Annotated in this window: 25 protein-coding genes; 10 read left to right on the top strand and 15 right to left on the bottom strand. The window is 69.7% G+C overall.

Annotated elements, in window-relative coordinates; genetic code table 11:
• Positions 1–113: 113 nt before the first annotated feature.
• From AC3X7R_RS14560 to AC3X7R_RS14575, 4 genes are all read right to left on the bottom strand, one after another.
• A complete protein-coding gene (locus tag AC3X7R_RS14560) occupies positions 114–668 on the bottom strand; it encodes a nuclear transport factor 2 family protein (protein WP_489966380.1) in 555 nt (184 codons plus the stop codon).
• Positions 669–698: 30 nt separating this feature from the next.
• Positions 699–2,003: a TRAP transporter substrate-binding protein gene (locus tag AC3X7R_RS14565; RefSeq protein ID WP_489966381.1), complete on the bottom strand. Its 1,305-nt coding sequence runs from the start codon at positions 2,001–2,003 to the stop codon at positions 699–701.
• Between the two features lie 40 nt (positions 2,004–2,043).
• The gene (locus tag AC3X7R_RS14570) at positions 2,044–2,724 is read right to left on the bottom strand and encodes an SDR family NAD(P)-dependent oxidoreductase (protein WP_489966382.1); all 681 of its coding nucleotides are present in this window, start codon (positions 2,722–2,724) and stop codon (positions 2,044–2,046) included.
• A 118-nt stretch (positions 2,725–2,842) separates the two neighbouring features.
• Positions 2,843–4,090, bottom strand: a complete 1,248-nt coding sequence (locus AC3X7R_RS14575) for a TRAP transporter substrate-binding protein (protein ID WP_489966383.1) — start codon at positions 4,088–4,090, stop codon at positions 2,843–2,845.
• Positions 4,091–4,557: 467 nt separating this feature from the next.
• Between AC3X7R_RS14575 and AC3X7R_RS14580 the strand changes: the two genes are divergently transcribed.
• Positions 4,558–5,301 (top strand): SDR family NAD(P)-dependent oxidoreductase, encoded by a 744-nt coding sequence (locus AC3X7R_RS14580; RefSeq protein ID WP_489966384.1) that lies wholly within the window; start codon positions 4,558–4,560, stop codon positions 5,299–5,301.
• Between the two features lie 68 nt (positions 5,302–5,369).
• Here AC3X7R_RS14580 and AC3X7R_RS14585 read toward each other — a convergent pair whose 3' ends face one another.
• Complete coding sequence (locus tag AC3X7R_RS14585; RefSeq protein ID WP_489966385.1) at positions 5,370–6,890, bottom strand: TRAP transporter large permease; 1,521 nt, start codon at positions 6,888–6,890, stop codon at positions 5,370–5,372.
• On the bottom strand, positions 6,887–7,474 hold the full coding sequence (locus AC3X7R_RS14590) for a TRAP transporter small permease (RefSeq protein WP_489966386.1): 588 nt from the start codon (positions 7,472–7,474) through the stop codon (positions 6,887–6,889). Before AC3X7R_RS14590 ends, AC3X7R_RS14585 begins: the two co-directional genes overlap by 4 nt.
• Positions 7,475–7,752: 278 nt before the next feature.
• Here AC3X7R_RS14590 and AC3X7R_RS14595 point away from each other — a divergent pair, with 278 nt between their 5' ends.
• The 6 genes from AC3X7R_RS14595 to AC3X7R_RS14620 are packed head-to-tail and all read left to right on the top strand — an operon-like array spanning position 7,753 to position 13,485.
• The gene (locus AC3X7R_RS14595; RefSeq protein ID WP_489966387.1) at positions 7,753–8,361 is read left to right on the top strand and encodes a MaoC family dehydratase; all 609 of its coding nucleotides are present in this window, start codon (positions 7,753–7,755) and stop codon (positions 8,359–8,361) included.
• On the top strand, positions 8,354–9,277 hold the full coding sequence (locus AC3X7R_RS14600) for an HpcH/HpaI aldolase/citrate lyase family protein (RefSeq protein WP_489966388.1): 924 nt from the start codon (positions 8,354–8,356) through the stop codon (positions 9,275–9,277). Before AC3X7R_RS14595 ends, AC3X7R_RS14600 begins: the two co-directional genes overlap by 8 nt.
• Positions 9,274–10,512: a CaiB/BaiF CoA transferase family protein gene (locus AC3X7R_RS14605; protein ID WP_489966389.1), complete on the top strand. Its 1,239-nt coding sequence runs from the start codon at positions 9,274–9,276 to the stop codon at positions 10,510–10,512. Before AC3X7R_RS14600 ends, AC3X7R_RS14605 begins: the two co-directional genes overlap by 4 nt.
• Entirely contained in the window at positions 10,505–10,993 is a 489-nt protein-coding gene (locus AC3X7R_RS14610) for a MaoC family dehydratase (RefSeq protein WP_489966390.1), read from the top strand. Before AC3X7R_RS14605 ends, AC3X7R_RS14610 begins: the two co-directional genes overlap by 8 nt.
• On the top strand, positions 10,990–12,345 hold the full coding sequence (locus tag AC3X7R_RS14615) for an MmgE/PrpD family protein (protein ID WP_489966391.1): 1,356 nt from the start codon (positions 10,990–10,992) through the stop codon (positions 12,343–12,345). The genes AC3X7R_RS14610 and AC3X7R_RS14615 overlap by 4 nt, the downstream gene beginning before the upstream one ends.
• 39 nt (positions 12,346–12,384) lie before the next feature.
• The gene (locus AC3X7R_RS14620; RefSeq protein WP_489966392.1) at positions 12,385–13,485 is read left to right on the top strand and encodes a pyridoxal-phosphate-dependent aminotransferase family protein; all 1,101 of its coding nucleotides are present in this window, start codon (positions 12,385–12,387) and stop codon (positions 13,483–13,485) included.
• Positions 13,486–13,711: 226 nt separating this feature from the next.
• On the opposite strand, the gene AC3X7R_RS14625 is transcribed toward AC3X7R_RS14620, so the two are convergent.
• From AC3X7R_RS14625 to AC3X7R_RS14655, 7 genes are all read right to left on the bottom strand, one after another.
• Complete coding sequence (locus AC3X7R_RS14625) at positions 13,712–14,803, bottom strand: acyl-CoA dehydrogenase family protein (protein ID WP_489966393.1); 1,092 nt, start codon at positions 14,801–14,803, stop codon at positions 13,712–13,714.
• Positions 14,800–15,978 carry an acyl-CoA dehydrogenase family protein gene (locus tag AC3X7R_RS14630; RefSeq protein WP_489966394.1) on the bottom strand — a complete coding sequence of 393 codons (1,179 nt, stop codon included), beginning with the start codon at positions 15,976–15,978 and terminating at the stop codon, positions 14,800–14,802. The genes AC3X7R_RS14625 and AC3X7R_RS14630 overlap by 4 nt, the downstream gene beginning before the upstream one ends.
• Entirely contained in the window at positions 15,975–16,427 is a 453-nt protein-coding gene (locus AC3X7R_RS14635; protein ID WP_489966395.1) for a MaoC family dehydratase, read from the bottom strand. Before AC3X7R_RS14635 ends, AC3X7R_RS14630 begins: the two co-directional genes overlap by 4 nt.
• Positions 16,424–17,191 carry a 3-oxoacyl-ACP reductase FabG gene (gene fabG, locus AC3X7R_RS14640; protein WP_489966396.1) on the bottom strand — a complete coding sequence of 256 codons (768 nt, stop codon included), beginning with the start codon at positions 17,189–17,191 and terminating at the stop codon, positions 16,424–16,426. Before fabG ends, AC3X7R_RS14635 begins: the two co-directional genes overlap by 4 nt.
• Before the next feature lie 66 nt (positions 17,192–17,257).
• Positions 17,258–18,013, bottom strand: a complete 756-nt coding sequence (locus AC3X7R_RS14645) for an SDR family oxidoreductase (RefSeq protein ID WP_489966397.1) — start codon at positions 18,011–18,013, stop codon at positions 17,258–17,260.
• Between the two features lie 133 nt (positions 18,014–18,146).
• Positions 18,147–19,277, bottom strand: coding sequence for a thiolase family protein (locus AC3X7R_RS14650; RefSeq protein WP_489966398.1), 1,131 nt, complete (start codon positions 19,275–19,277; stop codon positions 18,147–18,149).
• A gap of 103 nt (positions 19,278–19,380) precedes the next feature.
• A complete protein-coding gene (locus AC3X7R_RS14655; RefSeq protein ID WP_489966399.1) occupies positions 19,381–20,052 on the bottom strand; it encodes a hypothetical protein in 672 nt (223 codons plus the stop codon).
• Between the two features lie 132 nt (positions 20,053–20,184).
• Between AC3X7R_RS14655 and AC3X7R_RS14660 the strand changes: the two genes are divergently transcribed.
• From AC3X7R_RS14660 to AC3X7R_RS14670, 3 genes are all read left to right on the top strand, one after another.
• Positions 20,185–21,393 (top strand): acyl-CoA dehydrogenase family protein, encoded by a 1,209-nt coding sequence (locus tag AC3X7R_RS14660; RefSeq protein WP_489966400.1) that lies wholly within the window; start codon positions 20,185–20,187, stop codon positions 21,391–21,393.
• A gap of 55 nt (positions 21,394–21,448) precedes the next feature.
• Positions 21,449–22,087, top strand: coding sequence for a TetR/AcrR family transcriptional regulator (locus AC3X7R_RS14665; protein WP_489966401.1), 639 nt, complete (start codon positions 21,449–21,451; stop codon positions 22,085–22,087).
• A 100-nt stretch (positions 22,088–22,187) separates the two neighbouring features.
• Entirely contained in the window at positions 22,188–23,285 is a 1,098-nt protein-coding gene (locus AC3X7R_RS14670; protein ID WP_489966402.1) for a CaiB/BaiF CoA transferase family protein, read from the top strand.
• Here the strand turns inward: AC3X7R_RS14670 and AC3X7R_RS14675 are convergent.
• Positions 23,257–24,552, bottom strand: coding sequence for an MFS transporter (locus AC3X7R_RS14675; protein ID WP_489966403.1), 1,296 nt, complete (start codon positions 24,550–24,552; stop codon positions 23,257–23,259). The two genes, AC3X7R_RS14670 and AC3X7R_RS14675, sit on opposite strands and share 29 nt — an antisense overlap.
• A gap of 151 nt (positions 24,553–24,703) precedes the next feature.
• A complete protein-coding gene (locus AC3X7R_RS14680) occupies positions 24,704–25,849 on the bottom strand; it encodes a sugar ABC transporter substrate-binding protein (RefSeq protein WP_489966404.1) in 1,146 nt (381 codons plus the stop codon).
• Between the last annotated feature and the right edge of the window lie 11 nt (positions 25,850–25,860).

The raw sequence follows: 25,860 nt of genomic DNA on the forward strand, positions 1-25,860 counted from the left end.
TTCCGGCTCATCGTCGTCAGATGGGCCGGCGCCAAGACTAACTAGACAACTAACTATTCTTTCTGTCAAGGGTCGCCTCCCTCCAGACGGCGCCGACCCCGGTGCGCGTCAGATCACCACGCGGTGTCGTAGATCGGGTCGTCCGGGTACAGGCCCCCGCGAGGCGCGCTCTCCGGCATCCCGCCAAGGATCCCGTCGTAGTCGTCGGACGAGGGGAACTCTGCGACGTGGTCGTGGATCACCAGCCTCCGCAGCACCTTCCACTCCCCACCGCGACGTTCACACAGGTCCCGGTAGCGACCACCCAGGATCTTCGTCGTCCCGCCGCGGGTCACCATCACGAAGGTGAAGGCGGTCTCGCGCTTGGCCTGCTCTCCGTCCAGCTCCACCAGGACATTGGTGATGTAGTGGTGGGAGCGGTGTCGGGACGTCTTCTGGTTCCGGTGGGCCCATTCGCAGAACTCGTGGGCCGATCCGACGAACGCCCCGTGGTTGTCCGTCGCCTCCGGCCAGAAGGTGGACTTCATCAGGTTGAGGTCCTTGCGGTCCTGGCCGCGGCAGTAGAGGGCGATGTTCTCGTACAGCTCCTGCTTCGCCACCAGCTCGGACAGGACGCTGCCTGCGACCCCGGCGTCCGGGGTGGTCGACTGACGCTGCTCTGAACTCATCTCGTGTCCCTTCGTCGGGTGGTTGGGTCGCTACTCAGGCCGGTGGGCGGCCAGCACGTCCTGAGCCACGCGATCGAAGAACGGCTCGAGATCAGGCATCTCGCTCTCGACCCACGCAGGGAACTCGTCCCAGGTCACGTCCTGGGAGTAGCCCAGCTCCTCGATGACTCCGCGCCACGTGTCGAGGGCCTGTCGAGCGTCGTCGACCAACGCCTGACCATCGACCCCGGCCGACGAGCGCTGTGCGATGTCGGCCAGCTTGGCCTCCTGGTGGTCTCGCAGCGCCCCGAGGTCGTCCGTCTCCCAGAGGTGGAGCTCCACGCCCTCCTCCTGCGCGACGGTGAGGGCCTCGGCGGCCGCCCGGAACTGGGTCTCACCGCTGTAGCCGACCAGGAAGTCCTCGAGCCGGTCGACCAGCAGCTGCTGGGCCGCCAGCGGCAGGCTCTCCCACGTCTCCAGGCTCATGTCGAAGGCAGCCGGAGCCGCCGTCAGGGATGCGGTGTCGCTGAAGGTCAGGTGGTCGCCGACCTCGAGGAGGCCGGCCACGAGCTGCCCGACGATCGGTGTCGCGTCGCAGTCCGTCACGCCACGCTGCATCGCGTCGTACGCCTCCCCGAACGGCACGTCCACAGGGGTGAACCCGAGCGCCTTGACCTCGTCGGCCGCGCCGGACCCGCCCGACGCGCGGATCGTCCTGCCGTCGGCGTCCGAGGTGGACGTGACCGGCTCGTCCTTGCACAGGATCACTGGACTGATCTCCGGGAGCAGGGGGAGCAACGGCTTCAGCCCCCGCTCCTCGTGCTCCGCACGCAGGTCGTCGCGCGCGGAGAGCGCGACCGCGGAGCTCAGGAGCTCCAGGCTTCCCGCGACCGGGGACGGCTCGTGAAGGAAGAACGTCTCCTGCGTCGCCGCGGCGACCGGGAAGGAGTCCAGCACCGCGCCGTAGCTCCAGACCCCCATGTCGAGGAGCCCGTCCTCCATCGCCTGCGCCACCTCCGTGATGGGTGCCACGGCACCGGAATAGCTCACCTCGAAGGTGATCTTCCCACCCGACCAGTCCTCGACCGCTTCGACGTAGTTCTCCACCGCCACTGAGTGGGACCGGTTCGGGGGCTGGTTGGAGCTGATCCTCAGCTCGACCGGTTCCATGTCCGCCAGGGCCTCGACGAACGCCTCCTTCGAGGCCCCCGCGGGCACGGACTCCCCCGTCCCACCGGCCTCGGACGAACCGCCGCATCCGGCAAGGAGCATCCCCAGCACGGAGCCGGAGGCCGCGAAGGCGTAGCCGCGAGCCCTCGCCCGGCCGGCCTGGGTTCGTGTCGTGATCTGTCGCATCTGTTCTTCCCTCATCTGGTCGGCGGTCGAGGTCGGTCGGTCAGTACGTGGCGCGGCCGCCGCTGAGGTCGTAGACGGCGCCGGTGGAGAAGGAGACGCTCTCCGAGCAGAGGAAGGCGATGAGCTCCGCCGCCTCCTCGGGCCGCCCCGCACGCCCCATCGGAATGGTCTCGACGATCCGGCGCAGCACCTCAGGAGGTGACTCCACGTTCATGCCGGTCGAGATGAGTGCGGGCGCCACGGCGTTCACCAGCACCCCTGAGGTGGCGAGCTCCTTGCCCACCGCCTTCGTGAGCGCGATGACGGCGCCCTTCGAGGCGGAGTAGGGCGCGAGGGTCGGCTGACCGTCCTTGCCGGCCATGCTCGCGATGTTCACCACGCGCCCCCACCCGCGGTCGCGCATGGCCGGGATGAAGGCCTTCATGGTGTGCACGGTCCCCAGCACGTTGACCGCGAACAGCTTCTCCCACTCCCCCGTGCCGACCTCGAGGAAGGGTGAGCTGGCGCCCATGATCCCCGCCGAGTTCACCAGGATGTCCACCGGTCCGACTCTCTTCGCGACCGCGGCGACCGCGGCCTCGTCGGACACGTCGACCTCGTGGTCGGCACCGCGCAGGTCGAGGGTGACCACGCGGTACCCCTCCTTCCGGAGGCGTTCCACCGTGGCCGCCCCCAATCCGCTGGCAGCCCCGGTCACCAGAGCCGTTCTCGTCTTGCTCATGCCACTTCCTCCTAGGGTGAGGGAAAGGGACCAGGCCTCACGGCCGGCCCCGGAGGACGGCAGGACCGGCGCGACCCCATGGATCGCGCCGGACCCTGCCGTCAGGACAGGCCCGGCCTCACTCCGGTCGGTGCTCCCCGAGGGCGTCCTGCACGACCTTCTCGAACAGGGGCTGAAGGTCGACGTCGTTCTCCTCCAGCCACGCCGGGTAGTCCTCCCAGCTGACGCCCGAGTCGTCGTAGCCGAGGTCGGCGATGATCCCGCTCCACTTCTCCTGAGCCGCCTGCGCCTCGTCGACGATCGTCTGGCCGTCGAGGCCGCCGAACGTCTCCCCGGCGATCCCCTTGAGCATCGCCGCGTGCTGCGCCTCGAGCTCGTCGAGGTCCTCCGCGCTCCAGGTGTGGAACTCCACACCGTGCTCCTTCGCCACGTCGAGCGCCTCCGCCGGGGCGTCGAGCTGTCCGTCCTGGCTGAATCCCACGAGGAAGGCGTCGAGCCTGTCGAACAGCACCTGCTGGGCTGCGAGCGGCAGCTCCTCCCAGACCTCGAGGCTCATGTCGAAGGCACCGGGCGACGCGGTGAAGGGCGTCCCCTCGGAGAAGGTGAGGTGGTCGGCGATCTCGAGCTGACCGGTCGCCAGCACACTGGTGATCGGCGCCCCCTCGCAGTCGGTGACGCCGCGCTGCATCGCGTCGTAGGCCTCCGCGAACGGCACGTCGACCGGAGTGAAGCCGACGGCGCCGAGCTCGTCTGCGAGTCCCGAGCCACCGGCCGCGCGGATCGACTTGCCCTTGGCCTCGGCGGAGGAGGTGACCGGGTCACCCGTGCAGAGGATGACCGCGCTGGAGATGGGGAGCAGGGGGAGCATGGGCTGCAGGCCCTGGCTCTTGATCTCCTCCCGCAGGTCCTCGTTGGCTCCCTGCTCTACGGCAGCGGCCAGGAGGCCCAGCGCGCCGGTCAGGGGGGTGGTGTCGTGCAGGAAGAACGTCTCCTGCGTCGCCGCGGCGATCGGGAAGGTGTCGAACAGCGCCCCATAGCTCCACATGCCCATGTCCATGAGCCCGTCGGCCATCGCCTGGGAGGCCTCGGTGATCGGGGCGACGGCGCCGGAGTAGATGATCTTGAAGGTGATCTTTCCGCCGGACCACTCCTCCACGGCCTCCGCGTAGTTCTCCACGGCGACGGAGAATCCCTGACCGGGAGCCTGGTTGGAGCTGATGCTCAGCTCGACGGGGTCCATGTCGGCGAGGGCGTCGATGAACTTCTGCTTCTCCGCGCCCGCGGGCACCGACTCACCCGATCCGCCCGAGGAGCTGCCCCCGGCTCCGCATCCTGCCAGCAGCGCGACTGCCAGCGTCGCGGCCACCCCGGCCGCGTAACGGCGAGACCGCGTGACGGCCCCGCACCTCCAAGTGTCGTTCCACATCTTCTTCTGTCCCTCTTTCGATTGGTTGCAGCGCCGCTCGACAAGAACACGACGATCGCCTCGTCTCGCCACGCGCACGACACCGAGAACGCGTACGACGCGACGCGTCGGACCCGTCTCCCCAGCCGCGACCTCGTCGCCCCGGACGTCCGACGGACAGCAGGACGTGCTCGATTCACTGGGAAGCCGATGGCCCAACGCACGGTTGGTAGTTGTTGTTCGGTCAGCAAGTAATATTCCCTGTGACCTGGCGCACGTCAAGCCCCTGCCCCGGTCCTGGATACAAAATTTGTTACGCGTCCAGTTAGTGTCGGAGCAGAGTGACGTCGGGCCCGGCTTTCCGGGTCCTTCCGGCCTCGACCAGCACCCAAGCCCCTGCAGGGCCACAGCGCGAGAAGGAGCTCAGGATGGACAAGAAGATTATCGTCGTGGGGGGTGCGAGCGGCGTGGGCGCGGCCTGCGTGCGCTCCCTGGCGGCAGCAGGCGCTTCAGTCGTCTCGCTGGACGTCTCGGAGGACGCCGGCAGGGAGGTGGCCGCCAGCGTGGGGCAGCACTTCCTCCGCTGTGACGTCACCGACCGGGACGAGGTCGGCCGCGTCGTCGACGAGGCGGTCGAGCGCCTGGGCGGACTCGACGCGCTGGTCCACGTGGCAGGAATCCTGCTCCAGGGCCCCGCTGCGGAGCTGTCGGCCGCCGACTGGACACGGGTGATGGACGTCAACGCCCGCGGACCGGTCTTCACCAACCAGGCCGCGCTGCCGCACCTGAAGAACTCCGAGCGGGGCAGCATCACCAACTTCGCGTCCTCGTCGGCGCTGACCGCCTACCCCAACGGTGCCGCCTACGCGGCCTCCAAGGGCGCGGTGACGGCCTGGACGCGAACGATCGCGGTCGAGTGGGCGCCGTACGACGTCCGCGCCAACGTGGTGCACCCCTCTGCCGCGACGCCCATGCTGGAGAACCACCGCAACAAGCTCTCGGACGAGGAGAAGATCGCCTACGACGAGCTGCTGCGCCAGAAGGTGCCGCTCGGGGGCAAGTTCGGGGACCCGGACCGGGACATCGCACCCGTGATCACCTTCCTGGTCAGCGACGCGGCTCGCTTCATCACCGGCCAGAACATCGCCATCAACGGTGGCTACTACATCTGACGCCGGACACAGAAGAACCCTCAGGGCCTCGGCCCTGAGGGTTCTTCTGTGTGGTCCGCGTCGGCGACCTACGGTCCCGACATGTTGTCCGGGATCCAGGTGACGAACCCCGGCGCCGCGATCATGATCCCGATCAGCAGGAGCGGGATCGGCACGACCCAGCAGGCCGCCACGAGGACGGAGGACAACGGGATCTTGTGGCCGACGTTGACAGCCGCGTCCTGCACGATCCCGTGGATGATGTAGGACATGACGCCGACGGGTGGGGTCAGCATCGCCAGCTCCATCAGGATCACCACGAACACCCCGAACCAGATCGGTGAGATCGAGAGCGGCTCCAGCAGCGGAAGCAGCAGGGGGACGGTCAGCAGCATGATCACCAGCGACTCCATGAACATGCCGAGCACCAGGTAGACGACGGTCACCAGCATCAGGAACTGGACCCGACCGAGCTCCAGGTCGATCACCATCTCCACGAACCCGTCGGCCAGACCGCTCAAGGACAGCAGTCGGCTGAACATGTGCGCCCCGATGAGGAGGAAGAAGAGGGCGCCGACGGTGGAGACCGTCGCCCTCGTCGCCTCCGCGACCGCCGCGAACGGCCGGTCCTTGCGTCGCATCGCGAGTCCGATGACGACGGCCCCCAGCGCGCCGACCGCACCAGCCTCGGTGGCGGTGAGCACTCCCCCGTAGATGCCGCCGACGATGACGATGATCAGGATCGGGGCGGGCCAGATGGGGCCCAACGAGCCGAACCTGTCGGACCAGCTGGACGACACGCGCGCCTTGCCGCGGCCACCCATCGCCGGCCTGATGATCGAGAGCCCGACGAACGTGGCGATGTAGAGGCCCGTCAGGACGACGCCCGGCAGCAGCCCCGCCATCAGCTGCGGACCCACCGCCGTCTGCGCCACCCCGGCGTAGATGACCATCAGCAGGCTCGGCGGGATGAGGTGGGCCAGCGTGCCGGCCGCCATGACGGACATGATGGCGAGGCGCTTGTCATAGCCCGCCCGGAGCATCTCAGGGATCCCGGCCCGGGCCAGGGGGAAGATGCTGCCCAGGGTCGATCCCGAGAGCGAGGCGAAGCCGGCACCGGCAAGCCCGGTGCCCGCCGCCAAGCCTCCCGGCAGCCAGCCGACCCAGTGCCTCGCCGCCGTGTAGAGGTGCCGCGTGATCCCGGACTCGAAGAGCATCACGCCCATGAACACGAACATCGGGATGACCGTGAGGGACCAGGACGCCGAAGTGTCGAACGGCATCCGGCTGAGCGTGCCCTCCACCGCCCGTTCCCCCGTCAGCGCCCACAGCCCCAGAAGTCCGGGCGCGGCCAGGGCCACCGCCACGGGGATCTTCATCGCCAGGAACGTGAGCATCATGAGGATCGCGAACGTGCCGATCATCCCCGGCGACACGTCGAGCCACATGCCCACGCCGGTGGCTGCCACGAGCCCCCAGAGCACGATCCGCCAGGCCCAGAGGGAGCCAGCCCGCGGCGCGGGCGGCGCGGGCGGCACGGGCGCGCTCGCCACCACACCGCCCGTCACGTCGTCAACGGGGGGCGTCTTCTCCTGCTCGTACAAGCTCACGGCGTTGCTCCTTCGAGGTCAGTGGGCCTCTTCGCGTCGTCGGGCTCTCCGCTTCCCGGGTCCGCGAGCAGCCCGACCGACCGGAGCAGGTCACGCGCGAGCTGGAGGCAGAAGATCGCGAAGCCCAGGGGCACTATGAACATGAGCGGCCAGATCGGCACCCAGGACGTAGGTGAGCTGCGACCGACCTCCCTGGCCTCCATCGCCTCGAGCCAGCCGAACCACGCGCACGCCAGGCAGAAGACGAGGACCAGCAGGTCGCCGGCGAACGTCACCTCGCGACGGATCTGCGCAGGCATGCGGGTGTACACCAGGTCCGCCGCGATGTGCTCTCGCTTGCGGTGCGCCACATTGATGCCGAGGAACACCAGCACCGGCATGAACCAGTAGGTGCTCAGCTCGATGCTCCCTGCGATCGGCTTGCCAGCGGTGCGTGACAGGGCGTTGGCGACGGCGACGACCATCAGCCCGCCCACGGCGATCCCAGCCGGGATCGTCAGCACGTCGACCGCGGCGTCCAACCGGCTGCGCTGGCGACTCCGGGCGCTCACCGGCGGCACCCCCTGGTCCTCGTGCGCTGGCATGACATGCCTGCGCGGAGCCCCCCGGCCTCCGCGGTTCCGGCACCGCCCTCTAGTACTCGCATGACACTTCCTGGGTTCTCGGGGAAAGTTTGTCGGTTAGACAACTATCGCTGATGCAACCACAGAGGTGACCCCTGCCACAAGAACCCGGGAGTGACAATTTGGACCCCGGAGCGGCCGGGCAAATCGACCGCTCGTCGAGGGCAAGGCCGGGCACCGGGGCCACGCCACAAAACTTGTTCGTTGACAAACTTCAATTTTGGGCAATGATGGTCGTCATGGAAACCGAGAACGGTCAAGCGACGTGGCGGCCGCGCGAGGTCGCGCCGGCCGGCACACGTCCGGCCCCCAGGCCCGAGCAGGACCGAGGTGGCCCCGACCTCGACTCCTTCCCGTTGATGAGCAAGGGGAACAAGTACGAGGACTTCTCCGTGGACCAGGAGCTGGTCCACCACTGGGGCCGGACCTTGACCGAGGCCGACAACGTCGCGTTCTCGACCGCGACCTGCGCATGGCTGCCTCTCCACCTCAACGCCGAGTACGCCAGGTCGTTGGGCCACCCCGACGCCGTCGTGAACCCCATGCTGGTCCTGTGCACGGCTGTCGGGCTGTCGGTCGAGGACCTCAGCGAGGCCGGCGGGCCCTTCCTGGGCATCGACGAGTGCGTGTTCCGCCGCCCGGTCTACCCCGGGGACACGATCTCCGCCACCTCCCGCGTCGTCGAGATGCGGACGTCGGCCAGCAAGCCGGGCGTCGGGATCGTCACCTGGCACACCAGCGCACGTAACCAGGACGGGGAGCTCGTCCTGGAGTTCGACCGAACGAACCTGGTCGTCGCTCGCGGCGACAACCCCAACCCTCCCAACAGAAGGAACGACCATGCCTAGCAACCGGCTGCGACGTAGCGAGCTCTCGACCCCCGGGCACAGCCCGAAGATGATCGCGAAGGCAGCGGCCAGCGACGCGGACCTGGTCTTCCTCGACCTGGAGGACTCGGTGGTGGCCTCGGAGAAGGTCCCCGCCCGGAGCAACATCATCGAGGGCCTCAACACCCTCGACTGGGGCATCAAGACCCGGGCGGTCCGCATCAACCCGGTCAGCACCGAGTGGTGCCACGGAGACCTGATCGACATCGTCACCCAGGCCGGACAGAACCTGGACGTGGTCATCATCCCGAAGGTGATGAGCCCTCGGGACGTGTGGTTCGTCGACGACCTCCTGACCCAGCTCGAGACGCGGCTCGGCCTCGAGGCCGGCCGCATCGGCCTGGAGGCGCTGATCGAGGAGACGCAGGCGCTCGCGTGCGTGGAGGAGATCGCGGCGAGCTCGCCGCGGCTCGAGGCCCTGATCCTCGGTGTCGGAGACCTCTCTGCCAGCCAGGGCATCCGCCTGGGACACATCGGTGCGTCGGCCGAGGGCAAGAACGGCTACCCGGGCGACGTGTGGCACTACGCCCGCAACCGGATGATCGTCGCCGCGCGGGCCCACGGCCTGGACGCCGTCGACGGACCCTTCGGTGGGATCGCCAACCCCGAGGGCTACGAGCGCGAGGCCAACTGGGCCGCGACGCTGGGCGCGGTCGGGAAGTGGGCCATCCACCCCAGCCAGATCGCCATCGCCAACGAGGTCTTCGCACCCACGCCGTCTGAGATCGAGCGGGCCACCGCCGCCGTGCAGGCCGTCCGGGAGGCCGAGGAAGCGGGACTGGGGGCCGCCTCGTTCAATGGAATGATGATCGACGCCGCGACCGCCCGCATCTTCGACGCCGTGCTGGAACGTGCACGGCTGTGCGGTGTCGCATGAGCGGTGCACCCGCGCCCGGAGCGCTGGACGGAGTGAAGGTCCTCGACCTCACCGCGATGCTCGCCGGTCCGTTCGCGACGATGCTGCTCGTCGACATGGGCGCGGACGTCGTCAAGGTCGAGCCCGCCACGGGTGACCGCACGCGAAAGCTCGGCCCTTTCCGCGCTGACGACGACCGGACCGTGGCCCTGGGCGGCTACTTCCAGTCGGTCAACCGGGGCAAGCGCAGCATCGTCCTCGACCTGAAGGACGAGGCGGGCGCCGCGCAGTTCCTGGACCTCGTGCGGGTCGCCGACGTGGTGGTCGAGAACTTCTCCTCCGGGGTGATGGAGCGCCTGGGGCTCGGCTACGAGGTGCTGTCGCAGGTCAACCCCCGGCTCGTCTACGCGGCCCTGCGAGGCTTCGGCGACGCCCGGTCCGGGCAGAGCCCCTACGAGCAGTGGCCTGCGTTCGACATCGTCGCGCAGGCCATGGGCGGGTTCGCCGGCATCACCGGGCCCGTCGGGGGCCCGCCGCTGAAGTCCGGCCCCGGGATCGGGGACATCTTCCCCGGAACCCTGCTCGCGCTGGGCGTCACCGCGGCCGTCCGGCACGCGGAGCGCACCGGCGAAGGGCAGTTCGTCGACGTCGGGATGTACGACGCCGTGCTCGCGCTGTGCGAGCGCATCGTCTACCAGCACTCCTACACGGGGATCACCCCCGAGCCGATGGGGAACGGCCACCCGCTCCTCTCCCCCTTCGACATCATGCAGACCGCGGACGGCTGGATCGCCGTGGCCGCACCCAGCGACAACCACTGGCGCATCCTGGTCGAGGCGATGGGCCGGCCGGAGCTCGCCGACGACCCGCGCTACCTCGACAACGTGGCACGCGTCGCCCACGGGGACGAGGTGCGCGAGATCCTCGGCGGTTGGCTCGCCGGGCACACCACGGCCACCGTGATCGGTCTCCTGGGCGGGCGAGTGCCCATCGGTCCCGTGCACACGGCCGCCGACATCTTCGCGGACAAGCACGCAGGCATCCGGGAGATGCTCGTCGAGGTCGAGCAGCCCGGTTCCGACCGGCCGGTGACGATCGCCGGCTCCCCCGTCAAGTTCAGCGCCACGCCGTCGCGCGTCCGGGGGCGAGGCCCCTCGCTGGGCCAGGACGATCCGGCCACCGTTCTGGACGCATGGTCCACTCCCCCGCACGAGGCAGACACCCGCGACACGACAGGTGGTGAAAGCAGTGACTGATCACGACACCGTGCTCGGACCCTGGGGCTGGTTCGAGGACTTCTACCCCGGTCAGCAGATGCGCCACTCGCGCGCCGCCACCGTCGGCGAGCTCGAGGGGAGCGGGCCGGCCAAGCAGGTGATGAACACCGCGCAGGCGCACTTCAACGACCACTTCATGAAGGGCTCCTCCCTCGGCGACGACCGCCTGGTCTTCGGGCTGGCCACGGCCTCCCTGGTCTACGGGCTCTCGTCGCAGGACACCGCCGAGCACGCTGCCGCGGAGCTAGGCTGGTCCAAGCTGCGGTTCAAGGCGCCCGTCCACCATGGCGACACGATCGAGGCGTTCACGGAGGTGGTCTCCGTCGAGCCAGGCGAGGACGACCGAGCGCCCGGGACGGTGGTCTTCCGGCACTGGGGACGCCGGCAGGACGGCGTCGTGGTGTTCGAAGGCGAGCGGTCGACGCTGGTGCGACGCCGTCCCGCCGGGGTCGGCGCGTGACCGGAGCACCCGGACCCACCCTCACTGAGCAGGTGGTGGTCCGCGCCCGTGGCGTCGACCTGGATCGGGCAGACGTGGTCGCGGGCGCCCTGCACTGCATCCTGGACACGCTCGGCGTCGCGATCGGCGCCGTGCGGGAGCCGGTCACCGACCTGGTCCGCAGCGAGGCCCTGGAGGAGGGAGCCGCCCCAGCGGCGACCCTGTGGGGCACCGGCGAGCGCGTGTCCCGCGCCCAGGCCGCCCTGGTCAACGGCACCGCCGCCCACGCACTGGACTTCGACGACGTGAGCGCCCTCATGGAGGGCCACCCCTCCGCCCCCGTTCTCCCCGCCCTGCTCGCGGTGGCGGAGGGGACCGCCGCGAGCGGCAGGGACCTGGTCTCGGCGTTCGTCACGGGGTTCGAGACCCAGGCACTGGTGGGGCGCCTGATGTCGCCCTCGCACTACGCCAGGGGCTTCCACACCACCGCGACCGTCGGCGCCTTCGGGGCGGCCGCGGCCTGCGCCCGGTTGGCGGGGCTGGACGACGCGCACTGGGCACAGGCGTTCGGCATCGTCGGGACGCGCGCTGCGGGGCTCAAGTCGATGTTCGGCACCATGTCCAAGCCCCTGCAGGTGGGGGCGGCCGCGGAGTCCGGCGTCCGGGCCGTCAACCTGGCCAGGCGGGGAGTCACGGCCCATCCCGACGTGCTGGGCGCGCCGCAGGGCTTCCGGGACACCCAGTCCGAGGCCTCGGGACAGGCTCCCGAGTGGGGGTGGCCGACGCCGGCCGTGACGGCGGTGCTCTTCAAGTACCACGCCGCCTGCTACCTGACGCACTCCGCCATCGAGGGCATGCTGTCCCTGCGCGAGGCTGGCCTGACCCCCGACCAGGTCGAGAGCATCGAGGTCCGGGTGCCTGCGGGGCACCTCAGCGTGTGCAACATCGCCGAGCCCACGAGCCCGCTCGAGGGGAAGTTCAGCCTGCGGTTCACCACCGCGATGGCCCTCGCCCGCGGCGACCTCAGCGAGCAGGCGTTCTCGGAGGAGTCCGTGCAGGCGCCGGAGGTGGTCGCGTTGCGCGACCGTGTCCAGGTGGTCGCCCGTTCGGGCCCGAGCCGTTCCTCGGCGCTCAGGGTCACCCTCACGGACGGGACCGAGCGTGTGGCCGAGGTCGACGTCAACAGGCCGACCCCGGCGGACGAGCTCGACAGGCGGTGGCAGTCCCTGGTCTCCAAGTTCCACTCCCTGGTGGATCCGGTGCTCGGGACGGAGGCTGCCGACCGCATCGTGGCGGCCGTCTCCGAGCTGCCCTCGGCGCCGGACGTCCGGACGCTCCTGACCGCCCTGGCCGGTGGCGGCACGCCCGGCTGAGCCCGGCCCTGGCCCGTAGTCCCTCGAAGGAGGCACCGCATGCTGCACGACAGGCACCTGTTCGGTCCTGGACCGTCCAACCCCTATCCGGAGGCGACGGCGGCGCTGGGCCTGCCCCTCCTCGGACACCTCGACCCCGTCTTCCTGGCCATGATGGACGAGACCTGCGAGATGCTGCGCGAGGTGTGGGGAACGACCAACCAGCGCACCCTTCCCCTGAGCGGCACCGGGTCTGCCGGCATGGAGGCGTCCTTCGTGAACACCGTGCACGAGGGCGACGTCGTCGTGGTCGCGGTGAACGGGCTCTTCGGGCAGCGGATGTGCGAGGTCGCCGAGCGCTGTGGTGCCCAGGTGGTGCCCGTCGAGCACGAGTGGGGCCACCCGATCGACATCGAGCGCGTCCTCGACGCGCACCCGGAACCCACGATCGTCGCGGCGGTGCACGCCGAGACGTCGACCGGAGTGCGCTCGGACATCGCCGCCCTGGGCGCCGCACTGGCCGCCGAGCGCCCTGACACCCTCCTGCTCGTCGACGCCGTCACCTCCCTCGGCGGGATCGAGCTGCGGACCGACGACTGGGGCGTCGACATCGCGTACGCCGGCACCCAGAAGTGCCTCGGGGTGGCCCCCGGGCTCGCCCCGTTCACCATCAGCGAGCGGGCCTTCGAGCGCCGGGTCGAGCGCCCTCGCTCCTGGTACCTGGACCTCGGGCTGCTGGGCGGCTACGTCGGCGAGGCGAGCGGGGCGGTCGGCCGCACGTACCACCACACGGCGCCGGTGGCGATGGTCGCGAGCCTGCACGCCGGCCTTCGACGGATCCTGGACGAGGAGCTGCCCCTCGTGTGGGCCCGCCACGCGGAGGCGGGAGCCCTTCTCCAGCAGGGCCTGCAGGAGATGGGGCTGGAGCTCTTCGCCGCGGAGGGGCACCGGCTTCCAGAGCTCACCACCGTCAGGGTGCCCGAGGGCGTGGACCCGGCCGGCGTGCGCCGCCGGCTCCTGGACCGTCACGGTCTCGAGATCGGGGGCGGAGCCGGGCAGTACGCCGACACGGTCTGGCGCATCGGCCTGATGGGTCACAACGCCCGCCCCGACACCGCCCTGTTCGTACTGGCCGCCTTGCGCGACGTGCTCGGCCGGTAGCCCGGCGACCGCCTCCACGTCCTCCGGGCTGACCAGCTCGTTGCTGTTGACGCCCCCGATCCGGTTGGCCCGACGGGTGGAGCCCCCTGGTGGCCCCACCCGTCGGGCACGCTCACGACACCCCGCCGGATCGTGTCGACGACGGCGACGGGGACCGTGATCTCCCCGGACGCCGACCGCAGACGCACCTCGACGCACGACGCGTCGCGCCTCGGCCTCCTCGTGGTCAGGCCGGCAGCCCGACGAGGTCGCCCAGGTGGTGCCGGTGCTGGCCGGGTGAGCCGAGGCCGATCTGGTCGGCCTTGGCGCGCTTGAGGTAGAGGTGGGTGGGGTGCTCCCACGTCATCCCGGTGCCGCCGTGGAGCTGGACCGCCTCCTCGGCAGCCTGGACCGCGAGATCCCCGCAGCAGGCCTGGGCGAGCGCCGCGGCCACGGCCGCGTCCTCGTCGGCCGTCGCGACCGTGACGGCGGCGTAGCGGGCCGCGGCGGCGGCCGACTCGACCGCGACGTAGAGGTCCGCCAGACGGTGCTTCAGGGCCTGGAAGCTGCCGAGCTGGCGCCCGAACTGACGCCGTTCCTTGAGGTGGTGGAGGGTCGACTCCAGGCACCACCGGGCGATTGCGACCTGCTCCGAGGCGAGAAGGGCGGCCCCGGTCACCAGGCCGCTCCGCACCGGAGCCTCGGCCTTCGCCAGGAGCCGCTCGGCGGCGGCCCCGGAGAACGTCACGTCTGCCAGCTGCCGGGTCATGTCGAAGGAGGTCACCGGCTCGACGACCGCCTCCGCCGACGCGACGGCCCACAGCTCCAGGGAACCCTCCGCCGATGTCACCGGCACCAGCAGCAGGTCGGCCTCGAGAGCCCCCGCCACGTTCCGTACCGTTCCCCGGACCCGGTCGCCCTCGACCGCGAGAGCCGGGATCTCCGCGTCGGGTGCGAGCGACCAGGGCACGACGAGCGCGGCGGTGCGCTCACCGGCGGCGAGCGGGAGCAGCAGGTCCGAGCCGCTGTGCAGCAGCACGGTGGTCGCGATGACGGCACTGGTGAGGAAGGGTGCCGGCGCCACTGCGCGTCCCAGCTCCTCGAGCACCACCGCCGCCTCGCGGGCGGACGCACCGAGCCCGCCCTGGGCCTCGGGCACGAGCAGGCCTGCCAGGCCGAGCTCGGTGACCAGCGTCTTCCACAAGGCCTCGGCGGCAGAGCGGTCGCCCTCGTACATCGCCATCACCGCGTCCACGGGACAGCGGTCGCGCAGCACCGCGCGGACGGTGGCGCGCAGGTCTTCTTCCAGCTCGGAGTGGAGCAGGTCCACCTCGGTCATCGTGGGATCTCCTTCCAGGGGACGTCCTTGTCGTTGCGCTGCTCGCCGGGAAGTCCCAGGACGCGCTCGGCCACGATGTTGCGCAGGATCTCGGAGGTGCCCCCCTCGATCGAGTTGCCCTTCGCCCGCAGGTACCGGTAGCCGACGTCGCGGCCGGTGAAGTCGACGCGCTCGGGGCGGACCATCGTCCAGTCGGAGTAGCGGAGACCGTCACCACCGAGCATCTCCATCTCCAGCCCGGCGAGCTGCTGGCTGACCCGGGCGAAGACGAGCTTCATCCCGGCGCCCTCCGGCCCGTCCTGACCCACGGCCTGACGTTGCCGCAGCCGGAGTCCAGCCAGGCGCGCCACCTCGGCCTCGACCCACAACCGCAGCAGACGGTCGCGGAGCTCCGCCGTGCGGACCTCGGGCCGGGTCCGCCAGGTCTCGGCGACGACGCCGATCATGCCGCCCTCCCGGGGCGTGGCCTTGCCGCCGATCGCGACGCGCTCGGTGTTGAGCGTGGCGTTGGCCAGCGCCCATCCCTGGCCCACCTCGCCCAGCCGCATGTGGTCGGGGATGCGGACGTCGGTGAGGAAGACCTCGTTGAACTCGGCCTCACCGGTGATCTGCCTCAGCGGTCGCACCTCGACGCCGGGGTCCGACATGTCACAGAGGAAGTACGTGACGCCACGGTGCTTGAAGGCGTCGGGATCGGTGCGTGCGAGCAGGATCGCGAACCGGGCCTTGTGCGCCCCGGACGTCCACACCTTCTGGCCGTTGACGACCCACTCGTCACCGTCGCGGACGGCTCGGGTGGCCAGCGCGGCAAGATCCGAGCCCGCACCCGGCTCGCTGAACAGCTGACACCACTTCTCCTCCCCCGTCCAGAGTGGCCGCAGGAAGCGCCGCTTCTGCTCCTCCGTCCCGTACTGCGCGATGATGGGGGCCGCCATGCCCAGCCCGATGCCGTTGGATCGTGGGTCGTTGTCGGGCGCGCCCGCCTCGGCGAACAGCCTGTCCACCTCGGGCTGCAGCGCCCGGCTCGCGTCGAGCCCACCGCAGCCGGCAGGGAAGTGCACCGTGGCCAGGCCGGCGTCGAACCGCGCCCGCAGGAAGTCCATGCGATCCATGGCGGACGGGTCGTTCGCCGCCAGGAAGTCGGCGACGAGTCGTCGCAGCTCCTCGGGGCTCATGGCACCAGCACGCTGACGATCTCGGCCACGCAGGCGGGCTTGTCGCCCCCCTCGCGCTCGATGACCACCTTGGTGGTCACCTGGTACCCGTTGCTCGCGGCGGCGACCTCCAGCACCTCCGCGCCGGCCCGGAGCCGCGAGCCGACGGGCACGGGAGACGGGAAGCGGACCTTGTTGGTGCCGTAGTTGACCCCCATCCGGACGTTCTCAACGCGATAGATCTCCCGAGCGAACATCGGGATCAGGCTGAGGGTGAGGTAGCCGTGGGCGATGGTCGTGCCGAACGGTCCTTCGGCGGCCCGCACCGGGTCGACGTGGATCCACTGGTCGTCCCCGGTGCTCTCCCCGAAGGAGTCGACCTGCTCCTGGGTGATCGTGTGCCACTCCGAGAGGCCGAGCGGTTCCCCGGTCGCCTCCCGGAGCTCGTCGATGCTCGAGAAGACCCTCATGCCTTCGGCCCTCCTGCCACGTAGATCACCTGTCCCGACACGAAGCCGGCGCCGTCGCTGACGAGGTAGGAGACGGCGTGCGCGATGTCCTCCGGGGTGCCCACCCTGGCGACGGGGATCCGCTCGGCGGCCGAGGCCTTGAAGTCCTCGAAGGACATCCCCATCCGGACGGCGGTCGACTCCGTCATCTCGGTGGCGATGAATCCCGGGGCGATGGCGTTGGCAGTCACCCCGAACTTGCCGAGCTCGAGCGCCAGGGTCTTGGTGAAGCCCTGCAGCCCCGCCTTCGCGGCCGAGTAGTTGGCCTGGCCGCGGTTGCCCAGGGCGGAGGCGCTGGACAGGTTGACGATCCGGCCCCAGCCGGCCTCGGTCATGTGCTTCTGGGTCGCCCTCGCCATCAGGAACGAGCCACGCAGGTGCACGTTCATCACCGCGTCCCAGTCCGCGACGGACATCTTGAACAGCAGGTTGTCCCGCACGATGCCGGCGTTGTTGACCAGGACCGTCGGCGGGGCCAGCTCCGCGGCGACCCGGGCGACCGCCGTCTCCACGGCCGCCTCGTCCGCGACGTCCACGCCCAGGGCGATCGCGCGGCCTCCGGACGCGTTGATCTCGGCCGTGACCTTCTCGCAGGCCGCCTCGTCCAGGTCCAGCACGGCAACGGCCATGCCGTCGGACGCGAGGCGCCGCGCGACCTCCGCGCCGATGCCGCGAGCGGCGCCGGTGACGATCGCGGCGCGTGTGGACTCAGTGGGGGTGTTCACAAGTGGACTCCTGTCAGTGGGGTGGGTAGCCGGGACTTCCGGCTCCTTGGTGGTGGGAGGGCGCGCTCATCCGCTTCCGGCCAGAGTGAGGCCGCCGTCCACGACGAGCAGCTGCCCGGTCGTCCAGGCCGCGTCCTCGGAGAGCAGGAACGCGACCACGCCGGCGATGTCCTCAGGCAGTCCCAGGCGCTTCAGCGGGTACCTCGCCGCCACCGCTTCCTCGTCACCCTCGTAGAGCGAGGTCGCGAAGCGGGTCTTCACCACGGCGGGGGCGACGGCGTTGACCCGCACGCCGGGCCCCAGCTCGACCGCCAGCTCCGCCGTCATGTGGCCGAGCATGGCCTTGCTCGCGCCGTACATCCCGATGCCCGGAGCCGGTCGGGTCCCGGCGACGGACGAGACGTTGACGACGGCTCCCCCGTGCTCGCCCATCCACGCCCGGTGCACGTGCTGGGTCCACGACAGGGCGGCGAAGCAGTTCACCTCGACGATCTTCCGGGCGGCGGCGAGGTCCACCTCGATCATGGGTCCGTGGATGGGATTGATGCCCGCGTTGTTGACCAGGAAGTCGATGCTGCCGAACGCGTCGATGGCCCTCTCGACCACCTCGCTCTGGTGCCCGGGGTCGTCGGCCTTGCCCGCTACGGCCAGCGCGTGTGCCGGACCTCCGAGGACCTCGACCGCCTCGTCGAGCGCTTCCTGCTTCCGCGCGGTGATCACCACCTGGGCACCGTCGGCGACCAGTCGCTGGGCGATGCCCAGGCCGATCCCCCGGCTGGCGCCGGTCACGATCGCGGTACGACCTTCGAACCTCTTGGACATGCGACTCCTACTCGTTCGGGGCGCCGTCGGCGCGCCGGGACCCGAAACCGGGCCCGACGCGGTCGAGCTGGGCACGTTGCCGGCGTCCTGCGTGTGATGCGGGGGTGTAGCTCGTTTCCGCTGTGGACGACCGTCAGAGGAGCTCGAGGATGGTGGCGTTCGCCATGCCGCCGCCCTCGCACATGGTCTGGAGGCCGTAGCGGATCCCGTTGTCACGCATGTGGTGGACCAACCGCGTCATCAAGATCGCCCCAGACCCACCCAGCGGGTGACCCACCGCGATCGCCCCACCCAGCGGGTTGAGCCGCTCCTGCTCGGCCCCGGTCTCCACCAACCACGACAACGGCACCGGCGCGAACGCCTCGTTGACCTCGAACGCCCCGATCTCCTCGATCGAGAGCCCCGACCTCTTCAACGCCAGCTCCGTGGCCCGGATCGGACCGGTCAACATGATCACCGGGTCATCACCGGCCACCACCGAGGTGTGGATCCGCGCGATCGGCGTCAACCCGTGGGCCCGCGCGACCTCCGAGGACGTCACCAGCACCGCCCCGGCACCATCGGAGATCTGCGAGGCATTGCCCGCCGAGATCACCCCGTCGGCCTTGAACGGCGTCGCCAACGACGCCAGCTTCTCCACCGTGCCACCACGACGGATCCCCTCATCGGCCACCAGCCCACCGGTCGGCACCAGCTGCGAGGCGAACGCCCCCGCATCCGTGGCCGCCGCCGCCAGCTCGTGCGAACGCAGCGAGTACTCATCGAGGAACGTGCGCGAGAAACCCCACCGCTCCGCGATCATCTCCGCCCCCACACCCTGGTTGAAACCCTGGATGCCGTAGTGCTCGAGGACCGAGTCCGGTACCACCTGCGCACCTTCTGCCGCGCTGCCGAGCGGCACCCGGCTCATCGACTCCACACCACCGGCGACCGCGAAGTCGTAATGCCCAGCGATCACCCCCGCCGCAGCGAAGCTCACCGCCTGCTGGCTCGACCCGCACGCCCGGTTCACCGACGTCCCCGGCACACTCTCAGGCCACCCCGCCGCCATCACCGCGTTCCGCCCGATGTTGCTCGCCTGCTCCGAGACCTGGGAGACACACCCCCAGACCACGTCATCGACCATCCCCGCATCCAGCCCCGTGCGCTCCACCAGAGCCTTCAGCACCACCGCCGACAGATCAGCAGGATGAAACCCCGCCAACGCCCCGTTGCGCTTGCCGATCGGTGTCCGAACAGCATCGACGATGACCGCGTCCCTCATGTGTGACTCCCGCACGTGTGTGTGATGTTATTTGTCGGCTGACCAACTATTTCTCCATCGAACCACAGGTACCTCACGGGCACAAGGGGTGTCAGCCGACGAGTCAGCCAGCCCGTCCGTGAGCCCGACTCGAAGGCTGGGGACGACCGCGGGACGAGCCCCTGCCGGAGCCGGTCCGCAGCCCGAGTGGCGCGCCGATCGCCTCGACATACCCCAGCCGGCGGTGCATGGACGCCGAGTGGCGCCCGAACCCGATGCCCGGCAGGACCGCTGCGCCATGGATCAGGGTCGTCGCGAGGTCACCCAGCGGGTCAGCGACGAACAGAGCGCTCTCGCGCTGCCCCCTGAAGATCCGCAGGAGCGCCTCGAGGTCCTCCGACCGCAGGTGGGGAAGCTCCCCGAGCATGATGGCGACGGGCCCGTCGGGGTTCAGGTCCAGGGCACGCCGGCGACCCACGGCTGCGGCCGGATTGGCACCGGCACGCCGCGGCTCGACCAGCACCTCCACCCCGATGCTTCGCGCGTCGCGGGCAGCCGCGACATCGCTCGTCACGAGAACGACGCGCCCCACGCAGGACGCTTGACGTGCCACGCTGGCCACGTGCAGACCGAGCCACCCACCGGAGTCGTTCGCCGCGCCGCACTGTGCACGTCCGCGAAGCGACGTGCACCCCGGTTCGATCCCGACGACGACCACCGAAAGCCGCCCGTCAGGGCTGCTGCTGCCCTGGCGGCTCGCCGAGGTGCGGAACGGTCCACTCGCGGTCCCGGTCACGACGGCCCCCTGTCTGCTCATACGCGGACCAACATAGTAGTTGGTTAACTAACAACTGTCTATTGCGTTTCCCTCGATCGCCGGGATACGGTGGATGGGTTGCTAGTCGACAATCTATGAATTGAGGCTCCGGTGAACCGACCATTGGTGGACCCGCGTCCGTCGATCCCTTCCGCCCACCGCACGGACGAGCGCGTCGCGATCCAGGAGATGGCGCGGGACTTCGCCATGCGCGAGGTGCTGCCGGTGGCCAACGAGCTCGACCCCGAGAAGGGACTCATCCCCGAGTCCCTCCGGCGCAAGATGGCCGATCTGGGCTTCTTCGGCATCACGATCCCCGAGGAGCACGGCGGTCTGGGGCTCGGCGTCTTCGAGTACGCGTTGATCACCGAGGAGCTGGCCCGTGCCTGGATGAGCGTCGCCAGCATCATCGTGCGCTCGGGCGTCGCCCGGACCCTCGACCCCACGCAGCGCGCGGAGATCCTGCCCAAGGCGGCCCGCGGCGAGTGGCTGGGCGCCTTCGCCATGAGCGAGCCCGGCGCGGGATCCGACATCGCCTCGATCCGCACCCGCGCCGACAAGGTGGACGGCGGCTGGGTGATCAACGGCCAGAAGATGTGGTGCACCTTCGCCGACCAGGCCGACGGCATCATCATCGTCGCGCGCACCACGCCGTACGACCCGCAGAAGCGGCACGAAGGCATTCGCCGGTTCATCGCGTACAAGAACCCCGGGGAGTTCCCCGAAGGGTGCACCGGCACGCCCGTGCGCAAGATCGGCTACCACGGCTGGAACACCTTCGAGCTGTCCTTCGACAACTGCTTCATCCCCGACGACGGCCTGCTCGGCTACGAGACCAGCGGCGTCCCGGACGGCGGCTTCAAGCGCGTCGCCGAAGGCATGCTGACGCCACGCATCCACACCGCGGCGCGCTCCATCGGCCTGGCCCGCGGTGCTCTCGAGGACACGATCAAGTACGTGCAGGAGCGCGAGCAGTTCGGTCACGCCATCGGCGACTTCCAGAACACCCGCTTCAAGATCGCCACCATGGCCTCCGAGATCGAGCTGTGCAGGGCGCTGATGTACGAGGTCGCTGCCGACGTCGATGCCGGCGAGGCATCCGACATGCGTGCTGCGATGGTCAAGTACATGGCTGCCGAGATGTCGGAACGCGTCACGTCCGAGGCCCTTCAGCTCCACGGGGGTGCCGGCTACACCACGGACTTCCCGATCGAGCGTTACTGGCGCGACGCTCGCCTGACCAAGATCTTCGAGGGCACGTCCGAGATCATGCAGCGCCTCATCTCCGACCGTCTGCTGCCCCCCACGCCGTTCCGCTGAACAAAGTGCTCCGAATCCGTAGCCTTAATGCTTGTCATCTATCTAGGATCGGGCAATGACGACGAAGCAGACGCTCAACGGCCACCAGGTCCGGTCGGAGAAGTCCACTCGCCTCCTCCTCAGGGCCGCCGGCGACCTCGTGGCGGAGGGCGGGTACCAGTCGATGACGCTCGCCACGGTCGGCGAGAGGGCCGGCTACAGCCGCTCCCTGGCCACGGCGCGTTTCGGCTCGAAGGCGAAGCTTCTGGAGGCCCTGGTCGACGAGATCGTCATCCGGTGGGACGTCGAGACGGTCGAGCCGGAGCAGCGGGGGCGCACGGGTCTCGACACTCTGCGCGTGCTGCTCACCGAGATCAAGAAGTCCTACGTGAAGCACCCCCGTTCGCTCAGCGTGCTCTACGCGCTGATCTTCGAGGCGACCGGTCCTGTCCCGGAGCTGCACGATCGGTTCGTCGCGTTCCACAGGAACCAGCGCGCCCGGATCGCGACCTACATCAGGAACGGCCTCGAGGACGGGTCGATCGTGCCCGGGATCGACCCGGAGCACCAGGCAGCGGTCATCGTCGCTCAGCTCCGTGGCGTGGGCTACCTGTGGAAGCTGGACCCCGACAGCATCGACGCCGATCCTGTGCTCACCGCCTTCATCGACCAGGTCTGCTCCCACCTCGCCGGCACGGAGGCACCGGCCGACTAAGCCGGTCCCGCCAACCCTCGGGCCGCACCTCCCGACACATCGAGCCTCGCCACCTCCGCGGTTCGCGGAGGTCCTTGGCGCGCCCAGATTGGAGAACGACATGTCAGGACCTCTCACGGGTCTCCGGGTGGTCGAGCTGGCCAGCATCGGACCCGGTCCACACGCTGCCATGATCCTGGCCGACCTGGGCGCGGACGTCGTGCGGGTCGAGCGTCCAGGTCCCCTGGGGCTGGGCCCCCAGGGACGCAACGAGCAGCTGCGCGGCCGCCGCATCGTGACCGCCGACCTCAAGTCGGCCACGGACCGTGAGCGCGTGCTGAGCCTCGTGGCCGGCGCCGACGTGCTGATCGAGGGCTATCGCCCGGGGGTGGCCGAACGTCTCGGGCTGGGGCCCGAGGACTGCCTGGCGGTGAACCCCGGGCTGGTGTACGGACGCATGACCGGGTGGGGACAGGACGGCCCCCTGGCGCAGCGCGCCGGCCACGACATCAACTACCTGGCGGTCTCCGGCATCCTGAACGCCGTCGGCCGTGCCGGCGAGCGCCCCGTGGTCCCCCTGAACCTCATCGGCGACTTCGGTGGCGGCTCCATGCTCCTCCTCACCGGGCTGATGGCCGCGCTCTGGGAGCGCCAGCGCACCGGCGTCGGCCAGGTGGTCGACGCCGCGATGGTCGAAGGAGCGAGCCTGCTCGCGCACATGCACTGGTCCATGTACGGCGGCGGCGCCTGGAGCGCGCAGCGCGGCGACAACCTCTTCGACGGCGGCGCCCCGTTCTACGACACGTACGAGTGCGCCGACGGCGGCTACATGGCAGTCGGCGCGGTCGAGCCGCAGTTCTACCAGCTGCTGCTGGAACACCTGGGAGTGGACGGCGAGGGCCTGCCCGCACAGCGTGACAAGTCCGGCTGGCCCACGCTTCGCGCGCGGTTCACCGAGGTGTTCCTCAGCCAGCCCCGTCGGCACTGGGAGAAGGTCTTCGCCGACGTGGACGCGTGCGTGACCCCGGTGCTCTCCTTCGACGAGGCCAGCCGGCACGAGCACCTCGTCGAGCGCCAGGTGGTCGCCGAGATGAACGGCATCGTGCAGCCGTCCCCGGCCCCCCGGTTCTCCCGCACGGTGGTGGGACCGCCCACCCCTCCCCCGACCACTGCGGTCGACGTGGAGCTGGTCATCGCGGAGTGGGAACGCCCCGCCTGAACCAGGTGCCGTCCCGTCGATGACCGAGGACCGCGAACAACATCGCGAGCAGCACCACCGCGAGTCCCATGCCGCCCAGGGTCCAGCGCAGCCCCACCAGGTCCGCCAGCACGCCCAGCGGGAGTGCCGCGATCCCGAACGCGCCGAAGCTCAGCATGAGCAGGCCCTGGACGCGACCGTGGTAGTCGCGGTGCGACCCGGCCAGCAGCAGGGACTGGTTGGTCGTCTGGAACGCCATCATGGCTCCCCCGACGATGAGCAGGGCAACTGTCGCCACGGCGAAGCTCGGCGCTACTGCCAGCGCACCCAGGGCCAGGCCGAAGAGTGTCCCGGCCATCACGAAGACAGTCGTCTCCGACCAGATGGTCGTCCATCGGCGCAGGAGCAGACCGGCGGTGACGGCACCTATGGCCGAAGAGGCGGACAGGATCCCGTAGCCGGCCGATCCCAGAGCGAAGAGGTCACTCGCCACCGTGGGCAGGAACGCCAGGTAGGGCAGGCCGACCATCGTCACGCTGATGCCGCACCAGAGCAGCGCCAGGAGCTCGGGGTCTCGCCGCACGTATCGGACGCCGTCCGCCAGCTCGTTCACCGGTGACCGGTCCGCCACCTCGCTCGCTCGGCGCCCGGGAGGCAGCCACACGGTCAGGGCCAGGCCGATCAGCGACAGGGCGCCGGTCCCGAGAAAGACCGCGCCCGTGCCGAAGCTGAGATAGCCGATGACGAGGCCCGCGGCCGCCGGGCCGACGACTCGGGCGACCTCTGCGTTGACGAGCAGGAGAGAGACGGCCGTGGAGAGCGAGGCGGGCGGCACAACTTCTGAGATGAAAGCCATGCGCGCCGGGTTGAACAGCGCGAGGCCGATGGCCTGCAGGCCTCCGGCCACGAGCAACATCCAGTACGCGACTACGTCGGCGAGCACGGCGAGCCCGATTCCTGCGCTGCTCACCGTGAGGAAGAGCAACGAGAGTTGCAGGACTATTCGTTTCGGGAATCGATCGGCGGCCACGCCTCCCCACGGCGTAGCCACCAGAAGCGTCAGTCCGAAAGCCAGCAGGACGCCGCCGAGGGCAGTGTTGGACCCGGTGAGGCTGAAGGCCAACCATCCTCTCGCCACGGTCTGCGCCATCACCCCGAGGAAGACGGCACCCGCGCTCACGTACAGCACCAGGAAGGGCCTGATTCGCAGCAGCTCGAACGATCCGGGGGGACGACCTGGCGTGCTGCCCTGGCGGCGTTCCACCTCTGCGCACGCTTCGGAACCCATCAGCGCCCGTCCGAAGATTTCGCCTCGTCATGCGACCCGCTTGTCACTTCCGCACCCCCATGCTCGCCGTTAGTCGGTCATCCCCCAGTTCTTGGGAGACCGCACAGATCTGCGCCGGTGCCGGCCACGAGGACGACACCGGCGCAGGTCGTCAGTTCACCTGCCACAACTCCTGGAACTGCTCGTCGATGTCGGTCGGGTAGTACGGGACGGGGTCGGTGGAGGCGACGTTCTCCTCGGTGAAGATCGCCACGGGCGAATGGTCACCGTCGGTGGGCTCGCCCGAGTCAAGCGCGCGCACCGCGGCGTCCAGGATCACGTACGCGTTCGTCCTGGGGGCGATTCCCAACCAGAAGGCGTTCTCGCCGCGCTTGAGCGACGAGAGGTTCTGGGCGACAGGCAGCATGCCGCCGACGTTCACGTCGAGGCCTGCTTGCTTGAGGGCTGGTTCGATCCCGATGCCCATGTCGCCACTGATGTAGAACGCGAAGTTGATCTCCGGATCGGACTGGAGCTTGGAGACCACGGCCTTGGTGGCGTCGGGGGTACCGATCGCACTGAGCGGCATGTCGTTGTAGGAGAAGGTGCAGCCCTCGCACTCCGACTCCAGGGTGGCTTGGAGTCCGTCCCGAGCCGAGTGCACTACCGGGAAGGGAACACCCCACACCGAGACGTTCGCCTGACAGTTGGTCGCCTGCATCAGCATGTATGCAGCAGGCTCGCCCATGTCGCGGTAGAGACCCCCGCCCAGTGGCGTGGCGCCGAAGCCGGGGACGGACTCGGGCGGCTCGATAGCGTCAGTCATCAGCAGCACACCCTGCTCCTTGGCTGCTTGGATCGGCCGGCTGAGACTCGCGACAGGGACCCCGATCGCCATGACGACATCAGAGTCCTCGATGGCTGCCAGGAGCTTGCGGTTCGCGTCCTCGACGGAACCGTCGGAGGCGACCGTCTTGATGTTCCAGCCGACCTGCGGAGCGATGTCGACCAGCTCTTTTGCGACGAGGACTGACGTCGGGCTGGGCAGGTTGACGAAGGTAAACGTCTTGCCCTCATCGGGAGCCTTGCTCAGTGGCGTGAGCTCTTCAGGGAGGGAGGTGGGCAACAGGCCTCGCGTCTCGAGGTAGTTGTCGGCCTTCTCGACACACTCCTGCTGGGCTGCGGTGAGGTCGCCGCTGTCCTCGGCACCGCCCTCGGCTCCGGACGAGCAGCCGGCGGCAGCCAGAACGACCGCGACAGTGGCGGTCAGGGCGAAATGTGAGCGCCTCGACCTTTCAGGTGAGCGATGAGTTCTCATGGGGTGCGGCT

The sequence above is a fragment of the Nocardioides sp. Z22_16 genome (genome assembly GCF_058134365.1).

Coding starts and splice junctions, on each gene's coding strand:
- AC3X7R_RS14560 (WP_489966380.1), bottom strand. CDS start 668: ATGAGTTCAGAGCAGCGTCAGTCGACCACCCCGGACGCCGGGGTCGCA.
- AC3X7R_RS14645 (WP_489966397.1), bottom strand. CDS start 18,013: ATGTCCAAGAGGTTCGAAGGTCGTACCGCGATCGTGACCGGCGCCAGC.
- AC3X7R_RS14570 (WP_489966382.1), bottom strand. CDS start 2,724: ATGAGCAAGACGAGAACGGCTCTGGTGACCGGGGCTGCCAGCGGATTG.
- AC3X7R_RS14665 (WP_489966401.1), top strand. CDS start 21,449: ATGACGACGAAGCAGACGCTCAACGGCCACCAGGTCCGGTCGGAGAAG.
- AC3X7R_RS14600 (WP_489966388.1), top strand. CDS start 8,354: ATGCCTAGCAACCGGCTGCGACGTAGCGAGCTCTCGACCCCCGGGCAC.
- AC3X7R_RS14620 (WP_489966392.1), top strand. CDS start 12,385: ATGCTGCACGACAGGCACCTGTTCGGTCCTGGACCGTCCAACCCCTAT.
- AC3X7R_RS14605 (WP_489966389.1), top strand. CDS start 9,274: ATGAGCGGTGCACCCGCGCCCGGAGCGCTGGACGGAGTGAAGGTCCTC.
- AC3X7R_RS14580 (WP_489966384.1), top strand. CDS start 4,558: ATGGACAAGAAGATTATCGTCGTGGGGGGTGCGAGCGGCGTGGGCGCG.
- AC3X7R_RS14590 (WP_489966386.1), bottom strand. CDS start 7,474: ATGCCAGCGCACGAGGACCAGGGGGTGCCGCCGGTGAGCGCCCGGAGT.
- AC3X7R_RS14595 (WP_489966387.1), top strand. CDS start 7,753: ATGGAAACCGAGAACGGTCAAGCGACGTGGCGGCCGCGCGAGGTCGCG.
- AC3X7R_RS14670 (WP_489966402.1), top strand. CDS start 22,188: ATGTCAGGACCTCTCACGGGTCTCCGGGTGGTCGAGCTGGCCAGCATC.
- AC3X7R_RS14625 (WP_489966393.1), bottom strand. CDS start 14,803: ATGACCGAGGTGGACCTGCTCCACTCCGAGCTGGAAGAAGACCTGCGC.
- AC3X7R_RS14650 (WP_489966398.1), bottom strand. CDS start 19,277: ATGAGGGACGCGGTCATCGTCGATGCTGTTCGGACACCGATCGGCAAG.
- AC3X7R_RS14675 (WP_489966403.1), bottom strand. CDS start 24,552: ATGGGTTCCGAAGCGTGCGCAGAGGTGGAACGCCGCCAGGGCAGCACG.
- AC3X7R_RS14630 (WP_489966394.1), bottom strand. CDS start 15,978: ATGAGCCCCGAGGAGCTGCGACGACTCGTCGCCGACTTCCTGGCGGCG.
- AC3X7R_RS14565 (WP_489966381.1), bottom strand. CDS start 2,003: ATGCGACAGATCACGACACGAACCCAGGCCGGCCGGGCGAGGGCTCGC.
- AC3X7R_RS14680 (WP_489966404.1), bottom strand. CDS start 25,849: ATGAGAACTCATCGCTCACCTGAAAGGTCGAGGCGCTCACATTTCGCC.
- AC3X7R_RS14635 (WP_489966395.1), bottom strand. CDS start 16,427: ATGAGGGTCTTCTCGAGCATCGACGAGCTCCGGGAGGCGACCGGGGAA.